Here is a 26,751-nt window from a genome sequence, read left to right on the forward strand (position 1 = left end):
ATGTTGGAGTCCGATGCCAACAACGCGTTGCGCCGGGTCATTTCGGGTCAAGGCATCCACCCCTCCGAATTCACCCTGCTCTCCTATGGCGGCTCCGGTCCGCTGCATCTGGCCGGCTGCTCCAGGGGCATCGGCTTCAAGGACATCATCACCTTCCAGTTCGCGGCCGCCTTCTCCGCCTTCGGCTGCACCACGGCCGATTTCATGCGCCGGCATTCGGTGTCGACGCAGCACGACATTCCGTCACGCGCCGATGAGGCGACGCTGACCGCTTTTGGCGCAAAGGTCACCACGGTCTGGAATGATCTGACCAAGGCCGCGGTCGACGAAATGATCGCCGACGGTCATGCCAGAGAGAAGATCAGGACCGTGCCGTTCCTGATGATGCGCTACACCGGCCAGCTCGAGGACGTCGAAGTCATGGCGCCGCTGGCCGAGGTCAATTCCGCCGACGACATGCGCAAGGTTATCGACGAGTTCGAGGCGGTCTATGCCAAGGTCAACCATCGCGTGTCGCGCTATGGCGAAGCTGGCTTCACCATCACCGAACTTGGGCTGATCGCCACCGCGGACAAGGTCAAGCCGGTGCTGCTCAAGCGTCCGCTCGGCGCCTCCAATCCGGCAGCCGCGCACAAGGGCGCCCGCGAAGCCTATATCGGCGGACGCTGGCACAAGGCCAATCTCTACGAGATGGATCTGCTGCAGCCCGGCCATGAAGTCATCGGCCCGGCCATCATCGAACATCCCGCCACCACGCTCGTCGTTCATCCGCAGGACCGCGTCCATGTCGATGAATGGACGCTGCTGCACTACACCCACGCTTGAGAGGGCGACCGCCATGTTGGACAAACCTGCCTCGGCCCTGCGCCTTCGCGAACGACTGCTCGATTCCGAGCGGCTGATGGAAGAGACCGGCTGCTATGACGGCATCACGGAACTCACGCTGCGCAACCAGGATCCGCTGAAATTCGAGACGCTGCACACCAAGCTGCGTGCCTATTGCGTCTCGGCACGCGAAATGGCGCGCCGCATCTCGGCGTCGCCCGGGGTGCGCGAGGTCGGCGAAATGGTGGTCGCCATCTATACGCCCGAGGGTGACGCCATTGCACTGTCCAACGGCATCATGGTGCATGTCCATACGATGAGCCGCTTCATCAAATGGATGATCAAGAACAATTACGAGGACAACCCGCGCATCCGCGAAGGCGACATCTTCGCCAACAACGACGCCTTCATCGGCACCGTGCAGGTGCCTGACGTCATGGACGTGGTGCCGATCTTCCATGAAGGCACGCTGGTCGGCTGGGCCGGCGCTGTTTGCCACGAACTGGAAGCCGGCGGCATCACGCCGGGCGGCGACGTCTGTCTCGCGCAGGAGCGCTTCACCGAAGGCCTGTTCGTCTGCGCCGAGAAGATCGGCGAGAACGACGAGATCCGCCGCGACTACGTCATCCGCTGCGAGCGCAACCTGCGCATGCCGATCTACTGGGTGCTCGACGAGAAGGCCAAGGTAGCCTCCTGCATCGACATGCGCGAAAGCGTCAAGCAGTTGATCTCTGAGATCGGCTTGGACTACTGGATGAAGGTGTCGAAGGAGTTCATCGAGGAAGGCCGCCGCGCCCAGCTCGCCCGCACCCGCCAACTCACCGTGCCCGGCATCTATCGCGGCCACACCTTCTACGGCCACGTCACCGCGGGAAAGCCCGGCTTCCAGCTGCTCGGCGATCCCGACTGGCTCTACAACATCCCGATCGAGATGGAGATCACCACCGACGGCAAGATTACCATGGACTTCGAGGGCACGCAGCCCTGGGGCTACCATTCGATGAACTGCACGCCGGCCGGCATGGATGGCGGCATGTTCGTCACCTTGACCCAGCACATGAATTTCGAAGGACTGGTCAATGACGGCGCCTGGATGGCGACCGAACTGAAACTGCCGCACGGCACCTGGACCAATCCCGACAACGAGATGGTGGCCACCGCCACTTCATGGGCCTTGCTGCTGCCGGCCTACGGCGTCTTCCAGCGGCTTTTGTCGCGCGGCTTCGTGGCGCGTGGCTTTGTCGAGGAAGCCTTTGTCGGCCAGGTCAACAGCCCGATGATCGAAATGGGCGGCGAAAGCCAGTACGGCACGCCGTTCGGCATGGCGCATTTCGAATGCGCCGCCGCCGGTTCCGGCGCGCTGGCCATCAAGGATGGCCTCGACACCGCCTATGTCGGCTGGAATCCGGAATCCGACATGGGCAACATCGAGGTCTGGGAACAGTCGATGCCGATGGTCTATATCGGCCGCTCGATCGTGCCGAATTCCGGCGGCGCCGGCAAATATCGCGGCGGCTGTTCCTTCGTCTCGACCTGGCTGATCAACAAGACCTCGCATCTGCGGCTCCACACCTCCGAGCACTCCTCGCGCGTGTTCGACAATGGCGGCATGTGCGGCGGCTATCCGGCGCCGACCTGCCAGAAGCATCGCGCGGTGCGTAATTCCAACATCCACGAACTGGCCGCCAAAGGTGCGCCGCTGGCGCACGCGCCCGGCATCGACCCTGACGTCTCCGACTACGAGAAGAACATCGGCGGCGACCATGTCGTGGTCGAAGGTCCCTACATCACCTCGCCGCACAAATCCGGCGACATCTTCAGCCATTCCTACAATGGCGGCGGCGGCTATGGCGACGTGCTGGAGCGCGATCCGATCAAGACGGCCTGGGATGTCGAGAACGGCTTTCTCACCCGCGAGGCGGCGGACCAGGTGTTCGGCATCGTGCTTAAGGACGATGGAGACGGCTATCCCGTTGCCGATATCGACGCCACGGTCAAACGCCGCGCCGCCATGCGCAAGGAGCGTCTGGCCAAGGCGATCCCGGTTTCGGACTGGATCGCCAAGGAGCGTGGCCGAGTCGAAAAGGCGGACTTCGCCCCGGAGGTGAAGAAAATGTACACCAGCGCGATCAAGCTGTCGTCGCGCTTCACCAAGGAATTCAGCGAGTTCTGGAACGTCGACGCCAGATCGATCTTCATGCCGGGAGCAAAGCCATGACCTCATACAGCAAGGAAGTCCTCGGCGATCTGGCCGCCGGCAAGCTGCCCTGGCCGCAGACAAGGCGCATCATGAGCGCCTACAAGGATGATGACCGCTTCTTCAAGATGGTTGTCGTCTATCAGGACCGTGTCGCCTGGAAGGACCCGATCCTGCTGCCGGTCTCGGACCACCTCTTCATCTGCCAGAGCGGCGACGAGCGGATCACCCGCTGCGAATGCGGCCACTCCTTTGGCGACTATCGCAAGAATTGGAAGCTCAACGCCGCGATCAACGTGCGCAACACCGAGGAGGCTTTGCGGGAGATCTATCCCAACAGCGATCTCCCTGATCCCGAATGGATGGAAATCCGCGAATTCATCTGTCCGCAGTGCGGCACGCTGCATGAGGTTGAAGCGGCGGCACCCGGTTATCCCATAGTTCACGATTTCGAGCCCGACCTCGAAGGCTTCTATCGCGAATGGCTGGGCAAACCTCTCCAGGAAACATGAATCGCTGTCGATGGAGGCTGGCCGGTGTGATTGCCAAATCCGGCCGGGCCTGATTGCCTGCCCGGAACGAAGCGGAGACCGTGCGCCATGAACAACCTTTCCGGCCGCAGTGCCATCGTCACCGGCGGTTTCTCGGGCATGGGCTTCGCCATTGCGACGGCCTTGGCTGAAGCCGGCGCCAATGTCGCCGTCGGCTCCTACATCGCGCCCGCCGACGCTGACAGATCAGACGCCGCCTATTATCCAGGCGCGGACGAGATCGAGCGCGTGCTCGCGGCTCTCGCCGCGCATGGAACGAAAGTTCACGCCGCCCATCTCGACGTCCGTAACAGCGATGTCACCAACCGTTTCGCGGCGGATGCCGAAGCCGCCATCGGCCCCGCCGACATTCTGGTCAACGCCGCAGGCACCACCGCAGAGCAGCCGGTCTGCGGCCATTCCGACGCGCTGTGGGACAAGATCGTCGACACCAACCTGACCGGCGCCTTCCGCGCCACCCGCGCGGTTCTGCCCGGTATGATGGAGCGCGGCTGGGGCCGCATCGTCAATATCGGCTCGACCGCTGCCTCGGTTGGCTGGAAGGACAACCCTGCCTACTGCGCGTCCAAGGCCGGCCTTCTCGGTCTCACGCGCTGCGTGGCGCTGGAAGGGGCCGCGCATGGCGTCACCTGCGTCATGATCAGCCCGACCTGGGTCGAAACTGAACTGATGCGCCGCAACGTGGCGCAAGTCGTCGAGCGCGAGGGTAAGGGGCGCACCGCTGAGGAAGCGATGGCCGAGATCGCCAAAGGCAACCCGCAGCAGCGCATGCTGCAACCGCAGGAGATCGCCGCTTTGGCCGTTTTCCTGTGCTCGGACCTGGCCAAGGGCATCACCATGGAAAACATACAGATAACCGGCGGAGCCCTGTGGTAGCGTTTGCGCCGACAGGAGACAGAGCCTGATCCAGGCCACCTGGCCGGACGGACCTCTCTGCAGATGCCGCGCTGTAAGACAAGGTGACCGGATTTGCCATTGAGCGCAGGGCGCGATAGGTTATATTGCACTGCACAATGGAGACGCCGTTTATTGCACGCCCATGTTTGCGAAGATTCCGGCCGGCTCATGGCTTGCCGGCCCTGGGTCGTGTCGGCGGGAATCTGAGATGAAGATTCCAAAGTCCCTGCTGGTCGATCCCGAGAAGAACTCGGTCTATGGCGCCTTTGCCGTAGCCGTCTCGATCTGGGCGTTTTCCTATTCGGTCATTTTCGGCCAGGTGCTGATCCTGGCCTACTATGCGGTCTGGCTTCCGCTCATCCTGGTCGACTACCGGCGGTTCCTGCGACATCTGTCCAGCGCCTGGCTGCCGCTGCTGTTTGCGGCCTATGTCTGCTTCTCGGTTTTCTGGTCGCAGGCGCCCGGCGTCACCACGAGGACGTCGATCCAGTATTTTTCCCATATCGCCTGCGCATATGTCGCTGCGCGTACCGTCAGCGTGCGCACGCTGACCATAGGGGCGCTGGTCGGGATATTCGTCGTCCTTCTCTATTCGCTGAAGGTTGCGAACTATTCCGAGGACGTTCTCGACGGCACCGTCAACTTTGTCGGCGCCTTCGCCTCCAAGAACCAGATCGGCTTTGTCGGCTCGCTCGGCATCTATTTCTGCGCCGTCTTCCTTGCCTTTTACAGGCGCGGCCGGCTGAGCTTCATCCTGGCGGTGCCCGTCGTGCTGCTGTCGGCCTATGTGCTGGTCGTCTCGCATTCCGCCACCTCGATGGCCTCGATACCGGCAGTTCTGGCGCTGGTGGCGCTTCTTGCGATGAGCAAACTTCTGTCACGGCGCTATCGCCGGGTGATCTTCCTGGTCGGCGCCGGCCTGCTGGTGGTGACTGCCTTCGTCGCCTTGAATCTCGGGCTGATGGACTTCGTCCTCGGCCTCTTCGGCAAGGATTCGACGCTCACCGGGCGAACCTATCTGTGGGAGCAGGGCTGGAACGCCGTGCAAAAAGCGCCGCTTCTCGGCGTCGGCTATGCAGCCTATTGGGTGCAGGGCTTCGCCGAAGCCGAGCGGCTGTGGAACGAGTTCTACATCACCACCCGCACCGGCTTCCACTTCCACAACACTTATATCGAGGCCCTCGTCGAGCTCGGCTTCGTCGGGGCGACGCTGGTCTCGCTGATCATGCTGCGCACGCTCTACGGCCACGTTTCGGCGGTCATCTTCAGGACCTGGCAGGCGGATTCGGTGATCCTCTTCGGCGTGATGGTGCTGCTGCTGATCCGCTCCTTCGTCGAGGTCGAGATTCTCAACCCCTACATCATGGGCTCTTTCCTGATGTATTTCAGCTTCTTCAAGCTGGTGCGGCTGCCCGTTTCCAGCCGCACGCGGCGGTCGCAGGCCCTGGCGCCGGCGGAGGCGGCCAGGGGGGAGGCTGACTGGCCCCGGCATGCCGGCCGTCCGGCGGCGGCCGGTCCGTCATAAACCATCATCTCGCGGGCTGAAGGGAGCGGCCGTCCCCTTGAGCAGGCATGTGCTCGGACGGGAAGCCTCGATCCCGAGACGGTTATTACCGTTTCCGCAGGGAGATGTTCAAACAACAGAGCCAGAGCCTCATCCCGATTCTATCGGGGTGAGGCTCTGGCTCGAAACACTGGATCGTGTTGGAAGTCGGGCTACTGGCTGGCCAGCGGTGCCAGCTTGACCTTGATCACATCGCCAGGCAGCACCAGTGTGTCTTCCTTGGCGGCGATTTCGCTGGTCTTGCTGTCGACATTGCGCACCAGTGAATAGAGCAGGGTGGGCTGCTGATCATTTGTCATAGCGGCCGTCGTCGCGGGATCGGTGGCCTGGGCGATCAGGCCTTTCTGCATATTCGCCTTGAGCGCGGCCTCGTTCAGGTCGGCTTCGGTCTGCTGCCGGTCGGTGGCGAGACTTGAACTCAAGGTGTTCTGGGCATCGATGGCGTCCTGCTTTGCCTTGCTGATCGCCTGTTTGGCGGTGAGGATGGCCGTTTCGTAGTCCAGGATCTTGCCTTGCAGGTCGGCGACGGACTGCCGCGAATCCAGCAGTCGGGCGTTGGCGATCAGGCCTTTCTGCGCGAGCGGACCGATGCTGGTGAGTTGCTGCTGCGCCAGGTCGACCTGCTGCTGCTGATTGACGATCTTCTTCTGCAGCGATTCGATCTCGGATTCCAAAACCCCTTTCAGATCGTCGAGTGCCTCGAGTTTCAGCTTCAGCGCCTTTTGGTCGGCCGTCAGGATCGTCATCTCGTCCGCGACGATGGCTGGCAGTCGCGGATCGCCCTCGACCTCCTTCGGCACGTCGAAACTCGCCTTGCCGGCCATATCCGCGTCGATGCGGGCGCGCCTGACGATAAGCCGAATGCGCTGGTCGTCGGAGACATCGAAATTGCCCTTGGCGGTGACCAGGTCTTTGCCGAGTTGAGGGCCGTAGTCGGCGTTTCTCCTGATGCCGCCGGCGACGCTGATGGCCTTCAACACTGTCAGGTCGGGCACATAAGGAAACTGGCCAGGGTTCTGGACTTCGCCCGAAATGTAGAATGGCCGGAACTGCGCCATCTCGACCGAGGCTTCCGGTCTGTCCGATAGAGCGAGCTTTTTCTGCAAAGCCTCGCCGATCGCTGTTGCGATTTCGGATGTGGTCTTGCCGGATGCCGGCATCTCGCCGACGAACGGCACCGATAGTGTGCCGGATGGACCGACCGTGTACTCGCCATTCACCGCCGACCAGTCACGAAATGTGCCTTCCACGGTCTGCCATTCGGCGACGCGGATGGTCAGCTTGTCCTGCGACCCGAGGCGGTAGTCGCCGGCGGCTGCGATGTGGGGGATGACGAGCGACACGGCAAGGCATGTGGCCAGCAAACGCGCCCGCCGCAGGCGGCCGGAAACCGGGCCGTTGCGAAAGGCTTCGAACATATCTGTTTTCAACTGAACGTTCCGATCCGCTTTAGCCCCATCGCCCGATGAGCTTGCGTAGAATGGCCGGCACCAATGTCTGGCATCGGCGAAAGGCTGGTCAGTAAGAGCCGCGCGACATCCACACGGCCGGGACGGTCTTGATGATGATGCGAACGTCCTCGAACAGCGACCAGTTCTCGACATAGTGGCGGTCGAAGGCGACGCGGCTGTCATAGGATACATCGTTGCGGCCGCTGACCTGCCACAGGCCGGTCAGGCCCGGGCGGGATTTAAGGTAGTAGACCGCGGATGTGCCATAGATTTCCAGTTCGTCGCGCACGACCGGACGAGGGCCGACAAGGCTCATGTCGCCCTGCAGGATGTTGATGATCTGCGGCAGTTCGTCGAGGCTGAGTTTCCTCAGCACCGCTCCTACGCGGGTGACGCGCGGGTCGCTCTTCAGCTTGCGGGTCGCGATCCATTCTGCATTGGCGTCCGGGTTGGTGGCGAGATAGGCTGCCAGCACCTTGTCGCCGTCCGGAACCATGGTGCGAAACTTCAGGCAAGGAAAAATCCGCCCGCCGCGCCCGATTCGCCTGTGGCCGTAGAAGATCGAGCCACCGTCGGAAAACTTGACGAGCAGCGCTATCATGACAAACAGCGGGCTGAGGGCGATCAAGCCAATCAGTGAACCGGTGATATCGAAGCTGCGTTTGAGCAGGCCGCCGATCGGCGGCGGAAAATCGATGTCAGCCTGCGAAAAGCTCGCCGTGGCCGACTTGGCAACGTCCCTCATGCCGTAAACTCCATGCGTTGAACGAATGGTTCACCACACGATACCAAAAAAATGTTGCAGCGCAACACACAATTTCCCACCCCGTTGAAATAGTCACGTCATGAATTGACTAAATAATAAGCTAGACATGCACAAATTTCGGGATGTTTAGCACATTTGTGACAATAAACGGGCAGCATTGAAAAAATAAGGACCTTTTTGGGGCGGTTTTTAGGCAGGCCTACCTATCTGCCGGGATGAGGGACACGTTAGTGCTTTAGCATGCCATGATACTTGGGAAAAACCATATAAAATACTACTTAATATTGCCCATTCTACTGAAAACCGCGGATGGCCGGAGATCGGCTTGAATCCGGTCGCGTGCATTGCACCATGGCAGAGTCGATCGCAAAAGCTCAATCAAAAATATCCGCAGTTGCCCTTGCCGCCTACTGTTCGCCTTAATAGAATTGCAAATTATACCTGTCAGAGTAGCGACAGGTATCAAAGGCCGGAAGCAACCGGTCGAGAGTGGGCGACCTTAACAAGCCCACATGACAAGGGACGGCGCTCGGGTGGGGCAATCGTTAAATATACCCGAGCCGGTTTATGGGCTGTTGGGTATGGCGCTTCCAAAATTCATCCTCGGGATGATTTTCGCTTTGGCGATCGTCGTCGGCTGGTCGTGGCTGGGCGGCGCGTCGATAGGTACAATACTGCTGCGCGTCATCATCTGCGCCGTGGTCATTCAGGCGGGCTATTTCGTGCTCATCTATGCCATGATCGCCAGGAGCGCGCCGACGCCGGCCGACATGGCTCGTGACGTTGAACGAAAACTGAATGCCCCCGAGGTCGCCGAAGGCGAGAAGCTGGGCAGCGCCAGGCGCAGCCTGCACTAACCAGCGCCCGACCCGCCTCAGGCGACGTTGGCGGGTTTGGTCTCCGACTGTTCACTCGACAGCATCCTCGACAACCGGCTGCCGGCTTTCTCCTTCAGCCGCTGATATTGGCCGACCTCGACGATACGGCCGTTTTCAATCGCCACCACCCAGTCGGCGAAGGCGATCATCGACGGCCGGTGCGCTATGGTCAGGATCGTCATCGTGCCGCGCAATCCATCGATCGACCTGGCGATCAGCGACTGGTTTTGCCAGTCGAGCGCGCTGGTGGCCTCGTCCAGGATGAGCAGCGACGGCTTGCGCAGCAGTGCGCGCGCAAGCGCTATGCGCTGGCGTTCGCCGCCCGAGAGCCGCACGCCGCGGTCGCCGACCACCGTCTCGAGCCCGAGGTCGAGCCGTTCGACGAATTCGCCGGCGTGCGCCTGATGCAGCGCGGTCCACAGATCGTCATCGCTGGCCCGCGGCGCGGCAAGGCGCAGGTTTGCGGCGATCGTGTCATGCATCAGGAACACGTCCTGCGGCACATAGGCCACCTGGCCGCGCCAGCGGCGGCGATTGACGGCATCGATCTCGACGCCGTCGACGAGCATTTTGCCGGTGGTCGGTTCGAGCAGGCCAAGCAGCATGTCGGCAATCGTGCTCTTGCCCGATCCGGAAGGACCTATCAGCGCGGTGACCTTGCCAGCCGGCAGGCCGAAGGTGATGCCGGTGACCACCGACTTGGCAGGGTCGTCGCCATAGAAGAACGAAACGTCCCTTAGGTTGAGCCCGGTGGCGAGCGACAACTTGCTGCCTTCCCCGGCGGCGCCATCGCCTGGCTCGCGTTCGGCATCGAAACGCGCCTGCATGCTGCGCATCGCCGTATAGGCGGGCATATTGATCAGCACCTGCTGAGCCTGTGTCTGCATGTCCATGAAGCGCGGCGCGATGCGCATGAAGACCAGGAGCAGGACGACGATCTCGGCCAGCGACAGGTTGAAGCGGACCAGCGCCACATAGATGAACAGGCTCAGGCCGACGACACTCGCCACCTGGAACACCGCGGTGCCGATGGTGCTGTTGCGCACATAGTCGACATTGTCGGCCTTCATCTTTTCCAGCGTCGACTGCAATTGCGCGAAATAGCTGGCTTCGACGTTCAGGCTCTTGGCCACCTTGATGCCGCCAAGAAATTCCGAGACCGTCCGGTATTGGTCCTGGCGATTGGCGGTCAGCACCCGGCCAAAGGCAGTGGCCCGTGTCCGGAAGGGCTGCAGCGCCACGAACATCAGGATGCCGATGACGACGGCAAACAACGTCATGACCGGCGAGATGAACGTGGAAATCAAGAGATAGCCGGCCAGAAGTACGGCGATCTGCACCAGCATCAACAGCGAGAACGCAGCGCCCTGGACGCGGTCGATGTCGCCGGTCAGGGCATGATCGAGGTCGGAACTCCGCATGCGCGTAAAAACACCCCAGCGCGCCTTGCCGATGCTCTCGAACAGGTTCATGCGGACGCGGTTGATGAAATCGAACAGCAGTTTGGCCATGTAGACCGACTTGAAGCGGTTGAATGCTGCCTGCACCGCAACAAGCCCGACGAGTGCACAGAGCACCGTCGTCAGTTGCAGCGTGCCATCCGGCACCAGCCAGCGCACGAGATCATTGTTCGGCAGCTTGACTGCAAAATCCTGGTCGGAGCGTCCGACCAGGTGCAGCAGCGGGATGAGCAGCAGGATGGAGATGCCCTCGGTCAGGCTGCCCAGGATGAGGAAAATCAGTGCCGTCCAGGCTCGCCGACCGCCGATCTGGGCAATGGCGGCGCCGAATGCGGCAATTTCTCGAAACAGCGACAGGCGAAGGATTGAGGACTTCGACATGATTGCGCTCACGACCGCCGACTGCCAGCCGCCAGATCCCTTTCGATCAGGCCCACGGCTTCGCCGATCCTGTCCAGACCCGTTGGGACTTCCAGCCGGCACACGCCGACATGGTTAGCAATCCATGAACATTGCCGAAGATGTGTCGCCGCGAAATCGTCGGGCAGGGCCGCGCGGCCGAAACGCGTCACATAGGAGAATTTGATGATGGCCGGCAGGGCGGCAATGGCAGGCAGGGGCGTGATATCGGCCCTTTCGCCGCGCTCGAGAATATAAATCCTGGTCGCCGGCACCGTTTCGCCGGAAAAGCCACCGTTCAGGCGATGCTGCATCTTGTCGATCGCCGGATGCACTTGCGGCCGCACGTCCGCTTGCCTGAGCGAGATCGCCGCCGCGGCGTCAGCCGCCAGCTTGATCTGCGGAAAACCCGGAACAATCATCGGCTCACTCGGATCGGCGAGGTTCAGCGCCACCACGTCATCGGTAAGCAGTTGATGTCCGGCCCGGATCATAGCGCTTGCCGTCGTCGACTTGCCGGCCCCCTTGTCGCCCATGAAGATGGCGCTCGTGCCGGCGACGGCAATGGCGCTGGCATGCAGAACGAGCAGGCGGCGCCTGTGCAAGAGCAGCGCCATGACTGGGCCGAGCAGTGGAAACGCGATCAGCGTATCGTCGACGCCGGGCGCCGGCTCGATGTCGATACGGCGGCCATCGCTGATCAGGAACGCGCCGACGGCATGCCAGGCCAGATATTGCCGGTCCGGCTCGAAACGGAAGTCGGTCGCGGCCTCGGGCGAGGGCGTTGGCAGGCCGATCGCGCCGACGGCGATGACGACATCGGCCGCCCCCGGCGCCCCCGGCTCCAGTTCGGGCAACGTCACCTCGGACGCGATGGTCAGGCCATAGGCCCGGTAGAAGCGGCGTTCCCGCACGACCCGGCCATGCGGACGGGGATTATCACTGTATGCGGCGAGCGGCTCGTTGCGCGGTGTCATGCGGGGCTCCCGCTGTGCTGGAGTTGCCGCAGCCAGAGCGACAGTGAGGCCGAGCGCCAGACATACTGTACATCCAGGGGTGCTGCCTGATCGGGTTGGCGCAGCAGTCGCGCATAGGCAGCACTCACCTGAGGCAGATTGACGTAGGGCGCGATGCGGCTCGCATCCGAGACCAGCAGCTGTTCCAGGAGGTCGCGGTGGTTGCGCAGCATGCCGTTGACGAGATTGGCGGTGAAATCGATCTTGTCGCGCCGCCACTGCACCGCCGTCGGCAGGACGCCTTGCATAGCGCGGCGCAGCACATAGCGGCCAAAGCCGTGGCTCAGCTTCTCCTCACCCGGCAGTGCCAGGCAGAACTCGACCAGCGGCTTGTCCCAGAAGGGGTAGCGCGGCTCGACGCCGAAATTGGCTGCGGCCTTGTCGAGAACCTCGAAAGCATGCGGGACATAGCCGTTTGACAGGATCCAGCGATGGCTCAAGGCGTCGCTGGCCTGGATGCCGGGCGGCATGTAGCCGGCCCGATGAAACCGGTCGACCAGCTCGGTGCGCCTGGCCAGATCCGGATTGATCAGGTCGCGCCAGCCGCGCGGCGCCCCAGTCGGCTTGCGAAACTTGTTCAGCGTACGGTTCGCCAGATGTCTCAGTCTGGCGACGCGCCAGGCCGGCCCGTAGAGGGTCAGGAACTGGAAATACAGGCCAAGCGTGCTGTCGCCATAGGTGTTGGAGGCGCTGCGCACCTCGCGCCACAGATCCATCCATCTGCCGGCATTGGCAAGCTCGTGCAGGTGGCCGTGGCCTTGGGAAACGACCTCGTCGCCGCCATGGCCGTCAAGCAGCACCTTGATGCCCTTGGCGCCGGCAGTCCGATAGATGCCGCGGGTGAGCGTCAGGCCCGGTGCCAGGAACGTTCCTTGCTGTTCTTCCAGCACGCGTTCGAATTCGGCGAATGGCGCATAGTTGCCCACTGGTATCAGTGTCGGGTCAAACTGCTGCTGGTCGAGGACGGCATCGATGAACGGCCGCTCGTCCATCGGCGAGCCCTTCTCGAAAATCAGCGAGAAGGTGGGCAGCTTCGGTTTGCGTGCGGCGGCATTCTGCAGGCCGGCGACACAGGCGATCGACGAGGAATCGAGGCCGCCGCTCAGCATTGCGCCGACCGCCTGACTTCCCCGCATGCGGTTGCGCACCGATTGCGAGAACAGGTGGGCGAATTCCTCTGATGCATCGGACCGCAAGGGCCGCGCCGACGGCTCGATCTGCCAGTAGCGGCGCAGCACCACCTGTTGCGCGGTGACAGTGAGGCTGTGGCGGGCCGGCAGGCTGAATACATCGCTGTAGGGAGTGGACTGTGGGTCGTCGGGAAGCCCGGCCAGGAACCCGGAAATCTGGTGCTCGCTGATGCGTGTGTCGACTCCCTCGACGCCCAGGACCGGCCCGATCTCCGAGGCAAAGGAAAAACGCTGGTCCGCCGCGTGGTAGTAGAACGGCTTGACGCCGAAATGGTCGCGCGCGCAAAACAGCGATTGCCGTTCGCCATCCCAGATGGCGAAGGCGAAATCGCCTTGCAGGTGCATCGGGCAGGTTTCGCCCCAGCGCAGATAGGCCCGCATCAGCAGGATCGCGTCGGCGACCGACCGGTCTCGGATGCCGAGCCTGGCCAGCAGCTCGTCACGGTTGTCCAGCCGGCAATCGGCGGTGATAGCGAGCCTGCCGCCAGCCATCGTCTGCGGACCGGGGCCGGCTTCATCCGTGGTGTTGAGCCAGGCGTGGCCAAGCGCGATGTTGGCACCCAGCCACCACGAACTGCCGTCAGGGCCGCGATGGCGCATGCGAGCCAGCATCTGCTGGATGTCGGCCGCCGCGACCGCCGGTGGGTGTCCCAGGGGATGTCCTTGTCGCAGCAGAATTCCGGCGACGCCGCTCATCGGCTGCCGTGATCGATGAGATGAGCGAAACCGTCGATCGATCCGCCAAGCACGATATGGTTGTCGCTGATCAGCCAGGCATGTGCCTTCAGTTGCTCGCCCGTGCCGCGTTCAATGCCGATGCGTATCTTCGATTCATTGCCCTGGCGGGCGAGAATGTATTGACCCGAAAGCGCCTGGGTCAGGCACGTGGCGTAAGGGACGAAACGGGCCGCGGCAGCAACGCCCCAGGCGACACGCCGCAACTCGCCCATCGAGGCGCACTGACGCGCGTCGAGCCGCATCACCAGGCTGCGAACACGGTTATAGGAGAGCAGCGTCAACCCCAGCCGAACCGCCGCGACCACCAGCAGGCAGCGGCCAAGGAAGATCATTTCCGAGCCGCTCAGGGAGAAAACCCTGAACAGACTGCGCCGGCTTCCCCGACGCTTCGTCTGCCTGGGGCTTGTTTCCGTCGCGGGTTCCTGCCGCAAAACCATGGCCTTGTGCGGGACCGGCTTAGACAAGTGCCTCATGATGCAGCCTCGCAAGCCCGTTGTCGGCCAGGCCCTTCAGCAATGCGTCGATGTCGGCCTGGCAGCGCTCCGGGTCGACAGTGTAGCGCGCAAGCACGGCGCCGCGGATGTCGGCGATCGACCTGGGCTCCTGGATCAGCTCCCAGATGAAGGCACCGACGCCGTTCAGGCTGTAATAGATGTTGGATTTGAGGTTGAGCAGCGCCAGGCCATTGCCGAATTCGCAAGCCACGGCATCCTTGGTCGCACTCACCAAATCGTGGTCGGCCAAATCATGGTTGGATAGTTTCCAGTTCATCCCAAAACCTCGCTTACGATACGCACGGGCAGTTCCAGGCAATGAAAGTGGAGTCGGAGGTTTGGCCCCCGACTCTCTTAATTTTTTGGATCCAGAGTCGTCACCCCGGAAAACTGCGATTGGCTCAGGAGAACGTCAGGTCGCCGATCGGCGTGTGCGCGGGGAACGATGCGTCGATCGCCGTGCTGCCGCCGCCGCCCTGGGTGATGGTTTCAATCGAACCATGCACCGTCAGGCTTGGCGTTTCGTATTCATGCTTTTCAACATTCTGTTCCATTTTACTCTCCGATAAGGACTGGAAACGGCCTGTCGAGTGCCGTCAGCACGTACATGCTGCAGCGCAATAGCTGCATGGCAGCATTTATGAGTCAAGCCTGATTTACCAAGCGTTAATCAATTACGGGTTGCGGGCGTCACCATATGTGTGAGCCATGCCCAAGCCCTGACTTCTTTCGAGCCGATTCCTTGTGCACAAGGGCCATGTCGACGTCTATTCTTTAAGCGATTGATTTTGCTTGCATAAAGTGTCCACTTAGGTGCCTCTTTTTTAGGCATCTCTAATGCGGTAAATCTTGTTTGGAAAATCCTTGCTGAAGATCGGCTGAAACGCCCTGGTAAGGGGGTGTTTCAACTGTGGTTTTCGCCACCCCTCAGCCGATGTCGCTAAACGCGATGGTTGCAAAATTTCGCACTGCAAAAGGAAAAGCTTTACGGCATCAAGGTTTTTGGCGATGCTTGCTTCGCACCTGCAGCATAAGCGTCGCGCAAACCGCTTTCTTTGGGAGACTGTGCGCTAAATGGCCTTGCCGGATGGTTCATACGAACGATTGCGCGCCGCCGACTGTGCCGACGAGGTGGCCTATGTGCGGGCCTGCCTGCGGTTGTATTTCGCCGGGCCGCGTGCCGCCGCCGGCGACGTGTCGATGCCTGGCCTTGCGGGTGCCAACGTTGCCGACATTGCCAGGCTGAACAAGGTCGCGACCTTTGTCCTCAAGGCCCTGTCGCGCGCACCCGCGCATGAAAGGCCGCCCGAGCTTTTCCAGTGGCTCGACACCTACCGCAGGAGAACGGTTTCAATGAACGCGTCCTGCATCATGGATTCGATGGCGATCCATGATGTGCTGCGCGCCAACGAGATCGATTTCGTCTTTCTGAAGGGCCCGTTCCAGCAGCAACTGCTCTATGACGACCACTTCATGAAGCCCTCGGGCGATGTCGACATCCTGGTTTCGCCGGTCGGGTTTTTCAGGGCGCGTGGTGCGCTTCGCACGATCGGCTATGAGGTCGCAGGCAAGTCGCGCTCCGTCTGGTGGGTCCGCTTCCTCGGCGAACAGCACATGACCCGCGGCGACGGCCCGAAACCATCCACGGTCGATCTTCATTACCGCCTCCAGCAACCCGGCTCCCCAAGCCCGCGTGATGCGGACGGGTTTCTGCGGCGCAAGCGACAGGTCGAAATCGCCGGTGCGACCGTACCGTTCACCTCGGTTGCCGATACTTTGCTTTTGTCCTGCATCAGCGTCGCCAAGGCGCTTTTCAACCGGGAACCCTGTGCGGGTTACGTCTGCGATATCAGAGCCAGCGCCAGCCGCCTCGACGAGGCGGATCAGCAACGTGTGCTCGATGCCGCAGCCGCGCAGGGCCTGGATGACACGCTGCTGCTTGGCCTGCGCGCCGCCGATGTGCTACTTGGCGCCGCCGGCACGCTGCTGTCGGAGCGCGCAACCCGGATCCTGTCGCGCATCGGCAATGAGGATCTGCTCAGCATGGTCATCGCGCCGTGGCTGCCGTCGCTGCGGTGGCCGCAGCGGCGAACGGTGCTGTGGGAACTGTGCGGCCGCGCGCCGGTTCGCTATCTGGCCGAAGCCGGCTGGGCGGCGTCCGCCGACATCAGCCGCCGCATCTTTGAGCGGCCAGGCAGTCGCTGAATAAAGACAGATTGGACGCTGATGGCAATTCTATAGGGCATTGAACGAGTACGGGGCGAGGGCAAATCGATATCACCTGTACGAGAGGCAAATCCATGTCGATGACGAAATCCGAGGTCTGCGTGATCATCGCGGCAAAAAACGCGGCAGCGACAATCGCTGTCGCCATCGCGTCCGCGTTGCGCGAGCCGGAAGTGGCGGAGGTCGTCGTCGTCGATGACGCCTCCACCGACGACACCGCTGATGTCGCGCGAACCGCCGACGATGGCAGCGGGCGGCTCACCGTGATGCGCCTCGACGTCAATCGCGGCCCCTCCTTTGCCCGCAATGCAGCGATCGCCGACTCGAAATCGCCGTTCATCAGCATTCTCGATGCCGACGATTTTTTCCTCGAAGGCCGGTTTAGCAGCCTGTTTGCTGGCGCCGATTGGGATTTCGCGGCGGACAACATCATGCTGATCAGGGACGATGCGACCGGCGATGCCACGAAAATCGTCGCGCCTAAATTTGCCGCCGATCCGGAATTCCTCGATTTCGAGCGCTTCGTCGAAGGCAACATCTCCAGGCGGCGCGTGCAGAGGGGTGAGCTGGGCTTTTTGAAGCCGGTGATCAGCCGTGCCTTTCTCGACCGCCATGGGTTGCGCTACGACGAGAGCCTGCGGCTGGGCGAGGACTACGAGCTCTACGCCCGCGCGGTCGCCCGCGGGGCGCGGTTCAAGGTCATTCGCTCCTGCGGCTACGGCGCCATCGTCCGCGCCGATTCGCTGAGCGGCCGCCACAAGACGCAGGACCTGAAGCGTCTGGCCGATGCGGATCTGGCGCTGCTGGCGATCGACAGTCTGCCGGAAGGCTCGAAAGCGGTGCTGCGGCGGCACGAGCGGCACGTGCGTGACAAGTATCGGCTGCGCAATTTCCTCGACGTCAAGGCCGAGCGGGGGCTGGCATCGGCCGCGGCTTACGCTTTCGCCAGCCAATCCAACCTCGTCCCCATCGTCCAGGGCGTAGCTTCCGACAAGCTCGAGGCGCTGTTTCGCCGTGTCGGCCTTGTGTCAAGGCAAAAGCATGTGCCGCCGCTGCGTTTTCTGATGGCCGGAACCAGCACGGGCAAGGAACGTTGAGAGCGGTGCCAGGCGCCTGCGGTTTGTCCGCAAAGGCACATTCATCACGCAAACCATTTCGGCCGGATTTATGAGTTTACGAATTGGTGGTTGCCTCGCGGCTCCGACGATGGCAGTCTATGTTGCGGTGCAGCATATTGGACGACCAGCCGAACTGGCCCCCGATCGGATTGGTCTGATGTCTCTCCTTGAGAGGAGCAGGACAATACAACACGAGTTTTTTGAGCCCCGGCTGCGGGGATCGGCCAGAAGCCCGGCCCACAAGCCGGCGATGACAGGAATCTGAGTTCATGGCCTCGATATTCGGTTTCAGATCAAGGGATCCGGCCCGCGACCGGCAGGCCGATGTTTCACGTCTCGATCGTCTGGCAAAGCTGTTCGAGCAGATCGCGTCCGAGATCGAGGCCGAGAGGGTCGGGCTTGAGAATCGCTACCGGACGACGTCGACCAACGCCGCCTTCCTGGTCGAAGCGATGGAAAACGGCTCCGCCTCCGACCGTCGGTCATCCGAAGTCAGCGCACTGACGACGTCGATCCTGAATTGCGAACGCCGCATCGCGGCGCTGTCGCGCCAGGACGGCATGATGAAAGAGCTCCGTCATTCGCTGGATATGGTCTTCGACGAGAAGGCCTCCTCGGCCGCCACGGCCGAATTCGCCCGGCCGGCAGGCACCGGCAGAGGTTGAAAGTGGAGGCCATCGACTGTTGCAACGGATTTGATGCGAGGCAGGAAAAGCAATTCGAGAGGGTCACAGAGGAGGTCAAGGTTGGCCCCGTTCAGGAGCGGTTCGAATGTCGACTTTGGGTTGGGGACGCACGGCGCAAAGGTGAGTTTGGTATGAATTCGAATCCGAGAACTACGTCCACAACTGCAATTGACGCATCGCCGTTCGCGCACCGGACCGGGCAAGCCGGCCGGCGACGGCTGATTTCGCTCGGTGCGTTGCTGCTGGCCGCTCTTGGCAGTTTCCTGGCAACCCCTTCCTATGCCCAGGACATTCCGACATCGCCGTCCTTTGTCGACGATTTCAAAAGCTTCGATCGTGCGCGCTGGTATGTTTCCGACGGCTGGAACAATGGCAGCCATCAGAATTGCACCTGGTCGAAGGGACTGGTCAGCCTGTCGGACGGGGTGCTGTCGCTCGGCTTCGAGAAGCAGAAGCTGAAAGACCGTGAGTTTGCCTGCGGCGAGATCCAGACCAAGCAGCGCTTCGGCTACGGCACCTATGAGGCGCGGCTGAAGACCGATACCGGCTCCGGCCTCAACGCGGCGTTCTTCACCTATATCGGCCCCACCGACAAGCAGCCCTGGGACGAGATCGACTTCGAGATCCTCACCAAGGACACCTCCAAGGTGCAGGTCAATGCCTACATTGCGGGCAAGGGCAAGAACGAGAAGCTGGTCGACGTGCCCGGTGGCACCGAGAACGCCTTCAACGACTACGCCTTCGTCTGGAAGAAGGACAGCTTGAGCTGGTACGTCAACGGTCAGCTGGTGAACACGATCACCGACCCGGCGAAGTTACCCACCCATGCGCAGAAGATCTTCTTCAGCTTTTGGGGCAGCGATACGATGAAGGGTTGGATGGGAGCCTTCGCCGATCCAGGCCGCAAGCTTTCGCTGCAGGTCAAGCGCGTTGCCTTCACGGCGCTCGGCGAGCCATGCCAGTTTCCGGAATCACTAGCATGCAGCGTAAAGTAGTTGGGAAAGTCGATTTGAACTGGCCGGGCCGAAAACGGTCCGCTGCCTTGCATGGGAATGAAACCGAATGAATTTGACGGTGTTTGGAATTGGCTATGTCGGCCTCGTGCAGGCGGCGGTGCTTGCCGAAGTCGGGCACCAGGTAGTGTGCGTCGACATCGACGCCGCCAAGGTCGAGCGGCTCAACCAGGGCCTGGTTCCCATTTTCGAACCCGGACTGGAGAACCTCGTCAAGGAGAACCATGCCGCCGGCCGCATCAAGTTCACCACCGATGCCGCCGCCGCCGTCAGGCATGGCGAGATCCAGATGATCGCGGTCGGTACGCCGCCCGGTGAGGACGGCTCGGCCGACCTCAAATATGTGCTGGCCGTCGCCGAGACCATCGGTCGCGAGATGGACAAACCCAAGATCGTCGTCGGCAAGTCGACGGTGCCGGTCGGCACCTGCGAAAAGGTGAAGGCCAGGATCGCTGAAACGCTGAAGAAAAGAGGCCGAGAGGACCTGGCCTTCGACGTCGCTTCCAATCCGGAATTCCTCAAGGAAGGCTCCGCGGTCGCCGACTGCATGAAACCGGACCGCATCATCGTCGGCACCGACAGCGAGGACACCGAGGCGGTGATGCGCGAACTCTACGCGCCGTTCAACCGCAACCACGAGAAGATGATCGTGATGGACGTGCGCAGCGCCGAATTCACCAAATACGCCGCCAATTGCATGCTGGCGACCAAGATCAGCTTCATGAACGAGATGGCCAACCTGGCCGAGCAGCTTGGTGCCGACATCGAGGAGGTCCGCAAGGGCATCGGCAGCGATCCGCGCATCGGCTACCATTTCATCTATCCGGGTCTTGGTTATGGCGGCTCGTGCTTCCCAAAGGACGTGCGGGCGCTGATCAAGACCGCCGAAGGCGTCAAGTTCGACGCCAAGCTGCTGCGCGCCGTCGAGGAGCGCAACAACGCACAGAAATCGGTTCTCTTCGACAAGGTGGACCGCTATTTCAAGGGCAATCTCAAAGGCAAGACCTTTGCGCTTTGGGGCCTGGCCTTCAAGCCCAACACCGACGACATGCGTGAGGCTCCGGCGCGTGTGCTGATGGAAGCGCTGTGGAAGGCTGGTGCCAATGTGCAGGCCTATGATCCCGAGGCAATGCAGGAATGCCAGGCCATCTACGGGCTGCGCGACGACCTGCTTCTGTGCGGCACCAAGGAGGCGGCCCTGCGCGGCGCCGATGCGCTGCTGATCGCCACTGAATGGAAGAGTTTTCGCGCGCCCTCCTTCGACGCGATGAAAGACGCGCTCACCACGCCGATCATCTTCGATGGCCGCAACCTCTATGACCCCAAGGTCATCGCCCGCCACGGCATCGAATATCACTCGATCGGCAGAATGGCGGCATGAGACCGGGGAGGGACAGACGGATGCAGGACCGGTCCGTAGACCGCCGACGGGCGCCAGGACTGAGCGCGTATTTCTGTGTGGAGTTGTAGCTGATGGTGCTGGACGTAAAGCCAGAACAAATCACCAAGGATCATTTCGATCTCATCGCGATCGGTTCCGGCTTCGGTTCGGCCTTCTTCCTGCATGAGTTCGCCAAGCGGCGAAAGGCACGCATTCTGGTGCTGGAGTGGGGCCGCCACAACACCCATGAATGGCAGCTCGAGCAGAACGCTAACACGGATATCGACGACGAGACGACCTACAAGACCAACTCCGACAAGCCGTGGAATTACACGATCGGACTGGGCGGCGGGACCAACTGCTGGTTCGCGCAGACGCCAAGGTTCCATCCCAACGACTTCAGGCTGAAAAGCACCTACGGCATCGGCAATGACTGGCCGATCAGCTATGACGATGTCGAGCCGTTCTACTGCGACGCCGAAGACATCATGTCGATCTCCGGCGATCCCGACATGGCGGCGATGCTGCCGCGCTCGAAGCCGTTTCCGCAACCGCCGCATCGCATGTCGACACCGGACCGGATGATGAAGGCGGCGCAGCCCGGCCAGCACTTCGTCATGCCAACCGCGCGGGCGCGGCTGCCGACATCGCAGCGCACCTCGTGCTGTGCCAATCTGCGCTGCTGGCTGTGTCCGGTCGACGCCAAATTCACCGTCAACAACGGGTTGATGCATGTCTTCGAGCACCCCGACATCTCGGTCTGTCTCGGTGCGGAAGTGCGTCGGCTCGATCACGTCGGAGGTGCGGTCCGTTCGGTCACGTTCACGCATGACGGCAAGGAATACCAGGTCAGCGGCGATCTCTTCATTCTCGGCGCCAATGCCATCCAGAGCGCGGCGATCATGCTACGCTCCGGCCTGGGCGGCGAATTCGTCGGCCGCGGCCTGCATGAATCCTACGGCTGGAATTTCGAGGTCTATCTCGACGGCGTCGACAATTTCGACGGCAGCACCATCACCACCGGCCTGAATTTCGGCCTCTATGACGGTCCGCACCGATCGGAGCACGCGGCGGCACTTGTCTATTTCGAGAACCGCTGGCAGCACGGAATGCGTGCCGAAAAGGGGCGGCTGCGCCAGGCGCTGCCGCTTGTCGTGGTCACCGAAAACCTGCTCGATCCTGAGAATTTCGTCACGCTTGACGCGGATGAGAATGCCTTCGTCAGCTTCAAGGCGCCATCGGACTACGCGGTGAAGGGCATGGCGCGCGCGCTGGAGAAATTGCCTGACCTTTTGGCGCCGCTGCCGGTCGAAAAGCTCTTCGATCGTGGCATCCGGCCGACCGAATCGCATGTCCAGGGCACGCTGAGGATGGGCACCGGCCCGGCCGATTCGGTGATCGACAGCGGCATGATCCACCACCAGCTCAGAAATCTGGTCGTCGTCGGCACCAGCACCTATCCGAGCTGCTCCTGCGCCAACCCGAGCCTGACCGCGGCAGCGCTGTCCTTGCGGGCGGCGGGTCGGATCGCGTGAAAGGAGGTATCGGATGATCGAGATTTCCAGACGCTCCGCCCTGGCCATCGTGGCTGGCGGAGTGGTTTCGACAGGAGTCGCCTACGCCGCCGTTTCCTCATTCTCGGACGAGGATCTGGTGCGCGTCACGCTCGAAAAATACCTTGGCAAGTTGAACATCCGCATCGAACATCTGCAGCAGTTCGTGCTGGAGTTCCGCAACCGGAATCCGTGGAACTTTCCAAGCGAAAAACTGAGCGACGCCGTCACTCTTGTGGAGGAGCTCAAATTGGGCGCCGCGCGCCGTCTGCTGCCTCGGCAGAAGCGGGAGGATTTGGCGCATTTCGACCGCTGGGTCATCGCCGAATTCCATATGCTGACGGACTACGCCTGGCGCAGTTCGCCCAACGACCCGATCCGGTTTACCGGCTGGCAATCCTGTACCAATCCCTTCGCCAATCTGGAGCCGCCGAAACTTGCCTGACGTCGAAAGCGAGGCGGCGGACTTTTGCCTGTTGCCTTTGAGCGAAGAACACGAGATGCGACAAGGAGCCCGATCCCATGAAAGTTCTTTTTGCAGGCGGCAACGGCTACCCACCCGAGTTCAGTGGCGGCGTGCAGTCGAGCACGCACCATCTGGCCGAACAGCTGGTCGAACATGGGCATGAAGCCGCGGTGCTCGCCGCCCTGTTCGGCGATGGTGTCTTCGGCTTCAAGGCGCGCGCCAAGATGAAGCTGTTGCGGCAGCCGGCGGTCATCGACAGCTATCCCGGCTATCCGGTGGTGCGGGCCTGGTTTCCCTGGGAAGCGGCGGCCTTTGCCGTCGACAGGCTGAAGCCGGATGTGGCCGTGGTCCAGTGCCACAAATCGGTGCCGATCGGCAAGGCGCTGCAGGCCGAGGGCGTGCCTCTGGTCGTCTATCTCCGCAATGTCGAGTTCCACGAACTGGGCGGCGATCTGCGCGAATTGCATTCAGCGCTTTACATCGCCAATTCGGACTTCACCGCGCGCACCTACAGACAAGAGTTCGGCATCGAGGCGGCGGTGATCCCGCCGACCATCAACCCGGCGCATTACTCGACGCCGACGACGGGCCAGTTCGTCACGCTGATCAATCCTTACGAGGAAAAGGGGTTTGAGCTCGCGGTGCGCATCGCCGGCGCCTGCCGCGAAATCCCGTTCCTGTTCGTCGAAAGCTGGAAGCTCGAGGAGGATCATCGGGAGCGGATCGAACAGACGATAGCGCCTTTGGGCAATGTCGTGCTGGAGAGCCGCACCAGCGACATGAAGACGGTCTATGGCCGCACGAAGATCCTGCTTGCTCCCAGCAAGTGGGAAGAGGCCTGGGGCCGCGTCGCGTCGGAGGCCCATTGCAGCGGAATCCCGGTTGTCGGCTCGCGGCGCGGCGGTCTGCCCGAGGCGATCGGCTCGGGGGGCGTGGTACTCGACTACGATGCTCCGCTTGCCGACTGGGTCGCGGCCGTCAGGCGGCTGTGGAACGACAACCAGGAATATGACCGGCTCTCAGGCCTCGCGCGCAGCTTCGCCGGGCGCCCGGAACTCGATCCCGATCGCCAGTTCATGACCTTCTTCTCGATACTCGACAGAGCCGTGCAGCAGCGCGCGCGGCAGGCCGCATAGGCGTTTTGGATCAGGCCGGTCGCTTGACCCGGTTTTTCAGCGTTTCATAACCGCGGGCGCCAAGCAGGGCGCGAGCAATGGTCTTGGCAGCACTCTTGCGGCCCTCCTGCGACTTGATCTGCCGCAGCCGTGCAGGCAGGTTGCGGGCTGCCTGGCTAAGTGCCGGCAGCGACAGCGTGTCGGGAAAGCTGACCATATGCGTTTCGACGCACAGCACCGGCTTGCCGGACAGTTCGGTGATCCTCAGCGCCTGTTCGTGCTCGCTCTCGATGAACAGGATGGCATCGGATTTGCGATAGAAATCGGCCTTGAAACTGCCATGCGCGCCAAGCCGTTGCCGTTCCGCCTTGCTTGGCAGATCGAGCATGATCAGCTGGTCGTATTTGATCTCGTGCTTGGCGAGCCATGCCTCGGTCAGCGCGCGGTATTTCTCCAGCCGGCTGGTGACCAGCCAGCCGATCTTGTGGGTCGCAACATGGAGCGGCCGCGCTTCGCTGAGGAATTTCTCGTAGGCGGGGCCGTCGTCGTTTTCCGCCTCTGTCGGGTCGAGGCACAGCACGCCATCGATGTCGACGCAGCATTGCGCCAGGAATTTGTGGTGCATGAAGTTCCACTGGAACATGCGCGGATGCGGCACGACCTCGAAGACGAGGTCGGTTTCCTGGTGCTGCGGCTCAAGGCCGAACACGGCGGCAAAGGTGAAATCCGCCTCGATGCCGGCCGCCTGGATGCGGGCGCGCGCGTCGCGCATGGCGTTGCCGCCGGCGACGCTGTCATCGATCACCAGCACCTTGCGCATCTCGGAGACCTTGCGATCGAGAGCGGCACGGCGCTTGGTGACGCCTGACGTGTAGATCCGCCCAGCCAGGAAGCTGTCGAGATCGGTCATCGGGATGTTCGCCGCAAGGCTGACCAGCGTTGCCGCCAGCACGCCGCTTCTCGGCACGCCAACGACCAGGTCGATGTCGCGCGGCAGCCGGTGCAGGCCCCTGACAATGGCGTCGTTCATATCGGAGATCGATCGGTAGTGCATGGTTCAGACCTGGTCCTGGAAGGGATGTCCGTAGCTGTCGAAGGCGACCAAATTATTGCGCTTCGCGCGGCGCTGCCGCGGGCAGCCTTGCCGGCAGCATCTTAAGAGCCTCGCGCAAGGCTTCGCGGCCGGAGGCGAATGCCAGGGCGATGACGATGGTGATGAGGTAAGCGAGCACGGCGCCGCTGGCCAGGGCAACGACATGCTGCTGCGGCAGTAGTGGCTTGATGAACCAGATCGTGGCCAGCGCCAGATGGGCGCCAAGCACGAACGGCGCTGCCGCGCGAAACACGTGATGCGCCTGCAGCGGTCCGCTCTTGCCGACATAGAGCCACAGGAACGGTGTCCGCAGATACTCGCTGATCGCATAGGCAATCGCCACGCCCAGCGCCCCATATGGCAGGCCGAGCATGAAGGCCAGCACCGATGTCACGGCCGTTATGATACCCCAGCGCATGAAGTCGCCGGAGCGGCCCTGGCTGACGAAAAGCCACCCGGCCGGATTGTTGAGCGGCTGCAGCAGCCCGGCAAAGCCGAGCGCCAGGAAAATCGAGGCACTTGCGCGCCATTGCTCACCGAGCACGAAGGGGATCAGCACATCCGACATCGCGGTGGCGAAGGCGACGCCGGGAAGCGCCACCAGCAGGATCAGCGGCATGACGCGCAGATAGGCGCTGCGGTAGCGATCCGGCTCGTCCTTCAGCCTTGAGAGCGCCGGAACCATGACTTTCGACAAGGGATTGGTGATTTGGCTCAGCGGAAACAGAAGCAGCTTGTAGGCGCGATCATAGAGGCCGAGCTGCGCCTCGCCCCAGTATTTGCCGATCAGCACATTGTCGAGGTTGCGGGCAAAGAAATTGGCGAAGTTGAAGCCGGTGATGCCGGCGCCGAAATTTATCAGCTCGCTGATGCCGGCGACCTTGCGCGGCAGGCCCGGACGCCAGCGCGAGCTCGCCCAGTAGCAGAGCGTCGGCAGCACAGCACCGGTCAGCGTGCCGGCAAACAACGCCCAATAGGAGCGGTCGATAAAGGTCCAGGCGATCGACACGGCAAGCCCGGCGATGGCGCTGGCGACGTCGATGACGGCCAGGCGGCCGAACTGCATGCGGCGCGTCAAGAGCGCCAGATGCTGGGCGCCCAGCCCGTAGGCCATGATCTGCAGCCCGAATGCGGCGACAAGACCCGTCACACGCGGCTCGCCATAGAAGGCGGCAACCAGCGGTGCTGCACCCGCAAGCACGCAAGCCAGGATCGCGCTGACGGCGACATTGATCCAGAAGAGGTAGTTCACCTCTTCATGCCGGATGCCGCTTTTCTGGATTGTCGCCTGGGTCAGGCCGAAATCCTGGAACAGCGCGATGAAGGCCAGTACCGGCGCACACATCGCCACGACACCGAAATCCTGTGGCGACAACAGCCGCGACAGCACGATGACGGACAGGATCTGTGTCGCGACCCGCACCGATTGCGCCATGGCGGTGACGACCGCGCCGCGCCCGACCGATTTGCGCAAGGAGCCTTCTGGCGGATCGAATGCATTGGCTTCCAAATTCAGGATTCCTGATTTTTGCACGGATTTCCGAGCTCGAAAATCCACCACCGCCGCCGACCACAAACTACGGCAATAATTTTGCAGTGCAACAGAAAACGTCGATCGATGCAGCAAAAATGTTGCGATGCAGCAAGAGCTGTACTAGCATTCCCATGGGTGGG

At 62.0% G+C, this 26,751-nt stretch carries 24 protein-coding genes; 14 read left to right on the forward strand and 10 right to left on the reverse strand.

Annotated elements, in window-relative coordinates; translation table 11 throughout:
• From EN935_RS00735 to EN935_RS00755, 5 genes are all read left to right on the forward strand, one after another.
• Positions 1-825, forward strand: an 825-nt coding sequence (locus tag EN935_RS00735) for a hydantoinase/oxoprolinase family protein (protein WP_281040276.1), incomplete at its 5' end; no start/stop codon positions are given.
• Positions 826-838: 13 nt separating this feature from the next.
• Positions 839-3,043, forward strand: a complete 2,205-nt coding sequence (locus EN935_RS00740) for a hydantoinase B/oxoprolinase family protein (RefSeq protein ID WP_127264404.1) — start codon at positions 839-841, stop codon at positions 3,041-3,043.
• On the forward strand, positions 3,040-3,534 hold the full coding sequence (locus EN935_RS00745; protein ID WP_127264406.1) for an acetone carboxylase subunit gamma: 495 nt from the start codon (positions 3,040-3,042) through the stop codon (positions 3,532-3,534). The genes EN935_RS00740 and EN935_RS00745 overlap by 4 nt, the downstream gene beginning before the upstream one ends.
• A gap of 87 nt (positions 3,535-3,621) precedes the next feature.
• Positions 3,622-4,449 (forward strand): SDR family NAD(P)-dependent oxidoreductase, encoded by an 828-nt coding sequence (locus EN935_RS00750; RefSeq protein WP_127264408.1) that lies wholly within the window; start codon positions 3,622-3,624, stop codon positions 4,447-4,449.
• Between the two features lie 229 nt (positions 4,450-4,678).
• Positions 4,679-5,995 (forward strand): O-antigen ligase, encoded by a 1,317-nt coding sequence (locus EN935_RS00755; RefSeq protein ID WP_127264410.1) that lies wholly within the window; start codon positions 4,679-4,681, stop codon positions 5,993-5,995.
• A 191-nt stretch (positions 5,996-6,186) separates the two neighbouring features.
• Here the strand turns inward: EN935_RS00755 and EN935_RS00760 are convergent, their stop codons facing one another.
• Entirely contained in the window at positions 6,187-7,452 is a 1,266-nt protein-coding gene (locus tag EN935_RS00760) for a polysaccharide biosynthesis/export family protein (RefSeq protein WP_164757697.1), read from the reverse strand.
• A 100-nt stretch (positions 7,453-7,552) separates the two neighbouring features.
• A complete protein-coding gene (locus EN935_RS00765; RefSeq protein ID WP_109665930.1) occupies positions 7,553-8,230 on the reverse strand; it encodes a sugar transferase in 678 nt (225 codons plus the stop codon).
• 602 nt (positions 8,231-8,832) lie between these two features.
• On the opposite strand from EN935_RS00765, the gene EN935_RS00770 reads away from it, so the two are divergent.
• Complete coding sequence (locus tag EN935_RS00770) at positions 8,833-9,108, forward strand: exopolysaccharide production repressor exox (RefSeq protein ID WP_109665932.1); 276 nt, start codon at positions 8,833-8,835, stop codon at positions 9,106-9,108.
• Positions 9,109-9,125: 17 nt separating this feature from the next.
• Here the strand turns inward: EN935_RS00770 and EN935_RS00775 are convergent, their stop codons facing one another.
• The 6 genes from EN935_RS00775 to EN935_RS00800 form a co-directional block, all read right to left on the reverse strand.
• Positions 9,126-10,970 (reverse strand): ABC transporter ATP-binding protein, encoded by a 1,845-nt coding sequence (locus EN935_RS00775; protein ID WP_127264413.1) that lies wholly within the window; start codon positions 10,968-10,970, stop codon positions 9,126-9,128.
• An 8-nt stretch (positions 10,971-10,978) separates the two neighbouring features.
• Entirely contained in the window at positions 10,979-11,965 is a 987-nt protein-coding gene (locus EN935_RS00780) for a serine kinase (RefSeq protein WP_127264415.1), read from the reverse strand.
• Positions 11,962-13,890: a lasso peptide isopeptide bond-forming cyclase gene (locus EN935_RS00785; RefSeq protein ID WP_127264417.1), complete on the reverse strand. Its 1,929-nt coding sequence runs from the start codon at positions 13,888-13,890 to the stop codon at positions 11,962-11,964. Before EN935_RS00785 ends, EN935_RS00780 begins: the two co-directional genes overlap by 4 nt.
• Positions 13,887-14,264 (reverse strand): lasso peptide biosynthesis B2 protein, encoded by a 378-nt coding sequence (locus tag EN935_RS00790; RefSeq protein WP_245468878.1) that lies wholly within the window; start codon positions 14,262-14,264, stop codon positions 13,887-13,889. The genes EN935_RS00785 and EN935_RS00790 overlap by 4 nt, the downstream gene beginning before the upstream one ends.
• A 124-nt stretch (positions 14,265-14,388) precedes the next feature.
• Positions 14,389-14,703, reverse strand: coding sequence for a PqqD family protein (locus EN935_RS00795; protein WP_109665943.1), 315 nt, complete (start codon positions 14,701-14,703; stop codon positions 14,389-14,391).
• Positions 14,704-14,827: 124 nt separating this feature from the next.
• A complete protein-coding gene (locus EN935_RS00800) occupies positions 14,828-14,980 on the reverse strand; it encodes a lasso peptide (protein WP_010913078.1) in 153 nt (50 codons plus the stop codon).
• Between the two features lie 520 nt (positions 14,981-15,500).
• Here EN935_RS00800 and EN935_RS00805 point away from each other — a divergent pair.
• From EN935_RS00805 to EN935_RS00840, 8 genes are all read left to right on the forward strand, one after another.
• Positions 15,501-16,631, forward strand: coding sequence for a nucleotidyltransferase family protein (locus tag EN935_RS00805; protein ID WP_126067447.1), 1,131 nt, complete (start codon positions 15,501-15,503; stop codon positions 16,629-16,631).
• A 95-nt stretch (positions 16,632-16,726) separates the two neighbouring features.
• On the forward strand, positions 16,727-17,749 hold the full coding sequence (locus EN935_RS00810) for a glycosyltransferase (RefSeq protein WP_109665947.1): 1,023 nt from the start codon (positions 16,727-16,729) through the stop codon (positions 17,747-17,749).
• A 290-nt stretch (positions 17,750-18,039) separates the two neighbouring features.
• Positions 18,040-18,435 (forward strand): hypothetical protein, encoded by a 396-nt coding sequence (locus tag EN935_RS00815; RefSeq protein ID WP_109665949.1) that lies wholly within the window; start codon positions 18,040-18,042, stop codon positions 18,433-18,435.
• A 152-nt stretch (positions 18,436-18,587) separates the two neighbouring features.
• On the forward strand, positions 18,588-19,451 hold the full coding sequence (locus EN935_RS00820; RefSeq protein WP_109665951.1) for a family 16 glycosylhydrolase: 864 nt from the start codon (positions 18,588-18,590) through the stop codon (positions 19,449-19,451).
• A gap of 67 nt (positions 19,452-19,518) precedes the next feature.
• The gene (locus tag EN935_RS00825; RefSeq protein WP_109665954.1) at positions 19,519-20,850 is read left to right on the forward strand and encodes a UDP-glucose/GDP-mannose dehydrogenase family protein; all 1,332 of its coding nucleotides are present in this window, start codon (positions 19,519-19,521) and stop codon (positions 20,848-20,850) included.
• Between the two features lie 92 nt (positions 20,851-20,942).
• Entirely contained in the window at positions 20,943-22,385 is a 1,443-nt protein-coding gene (locus EN935_RS00830) for a GMC family oxidoreductase (RefSeq protein WP_127266078.1), read from the forward strand.
• A gap of 13 nt (positions 22,386-22,398) precedes the next feature.
• The gene (locus EN935_RS00835; RefSeq protein ID WP_109665958.1) at positions 22,399-22,848 is read left to right on the forward strand and encodes a hypothetical protein; all 450 of its coding nucleotides are present in this window, start codon (positions 22,399-22,401) and stop codon (positions 22,846-22,848) included.
• Between the two features lie 77 nt (positions 22,849-22,925).
• Positions 22,926-24,005: a glycosyltransferase gene (locus EN935_RS00840; RefSeq protein ID WP_127373123.1), complete on the forward strand. Its 1,080-nt coding sequence runs from the start codon at positions 22,926-22,928 to the stop codon at positions 24,003-24,005.
• Positions 24,006-24,015: 10 nt separating this feature from the next.
• Here EN935_RS00840 and EN935_RS00845 read toward each other — a convergent pair whose 3' ends face one another.
• Together EN935_RS00845 and EN935_RS00850 are read right to left on the reverse strand one after the other, a co-directional pair.
• Entirely contained in the window at positions 24,016-25,038 is a 1,023-nt protein-coding gene (locus EN935_RS00845; protein ID WP_127266052.1) for a phosphoribosyltransferase family protein, read from the reverse strand.
• A gap of 52 nt (positions 25,039-25,090) precedes the next feature.
• Positions 25,091-26,587, reverse strand: a complete 1,497-nt coding sequence (locus tag EN935_RS00850) for a lipopolysaccharide biosynthesis protein (protein WP_127373124.1) — start codon at positions 26,585-26,587, stop codon at positions 25,091-25,093.
• Positions 26,588-26,751: the final 164 nt, after the last annotated feature.

The sequence above is a fragment of the Mesorhizobium sp. M7D.F.Ca.US.004.03.1.1 genome (assembly GCF_003998635.1).
Classification (GTDB): Bacteria; Pseudomonadota; Alphaproteobacteria; order Rhizobiales; family Rhizobiaceae; genus Mesorhizobium; species Mesorhizobium loti.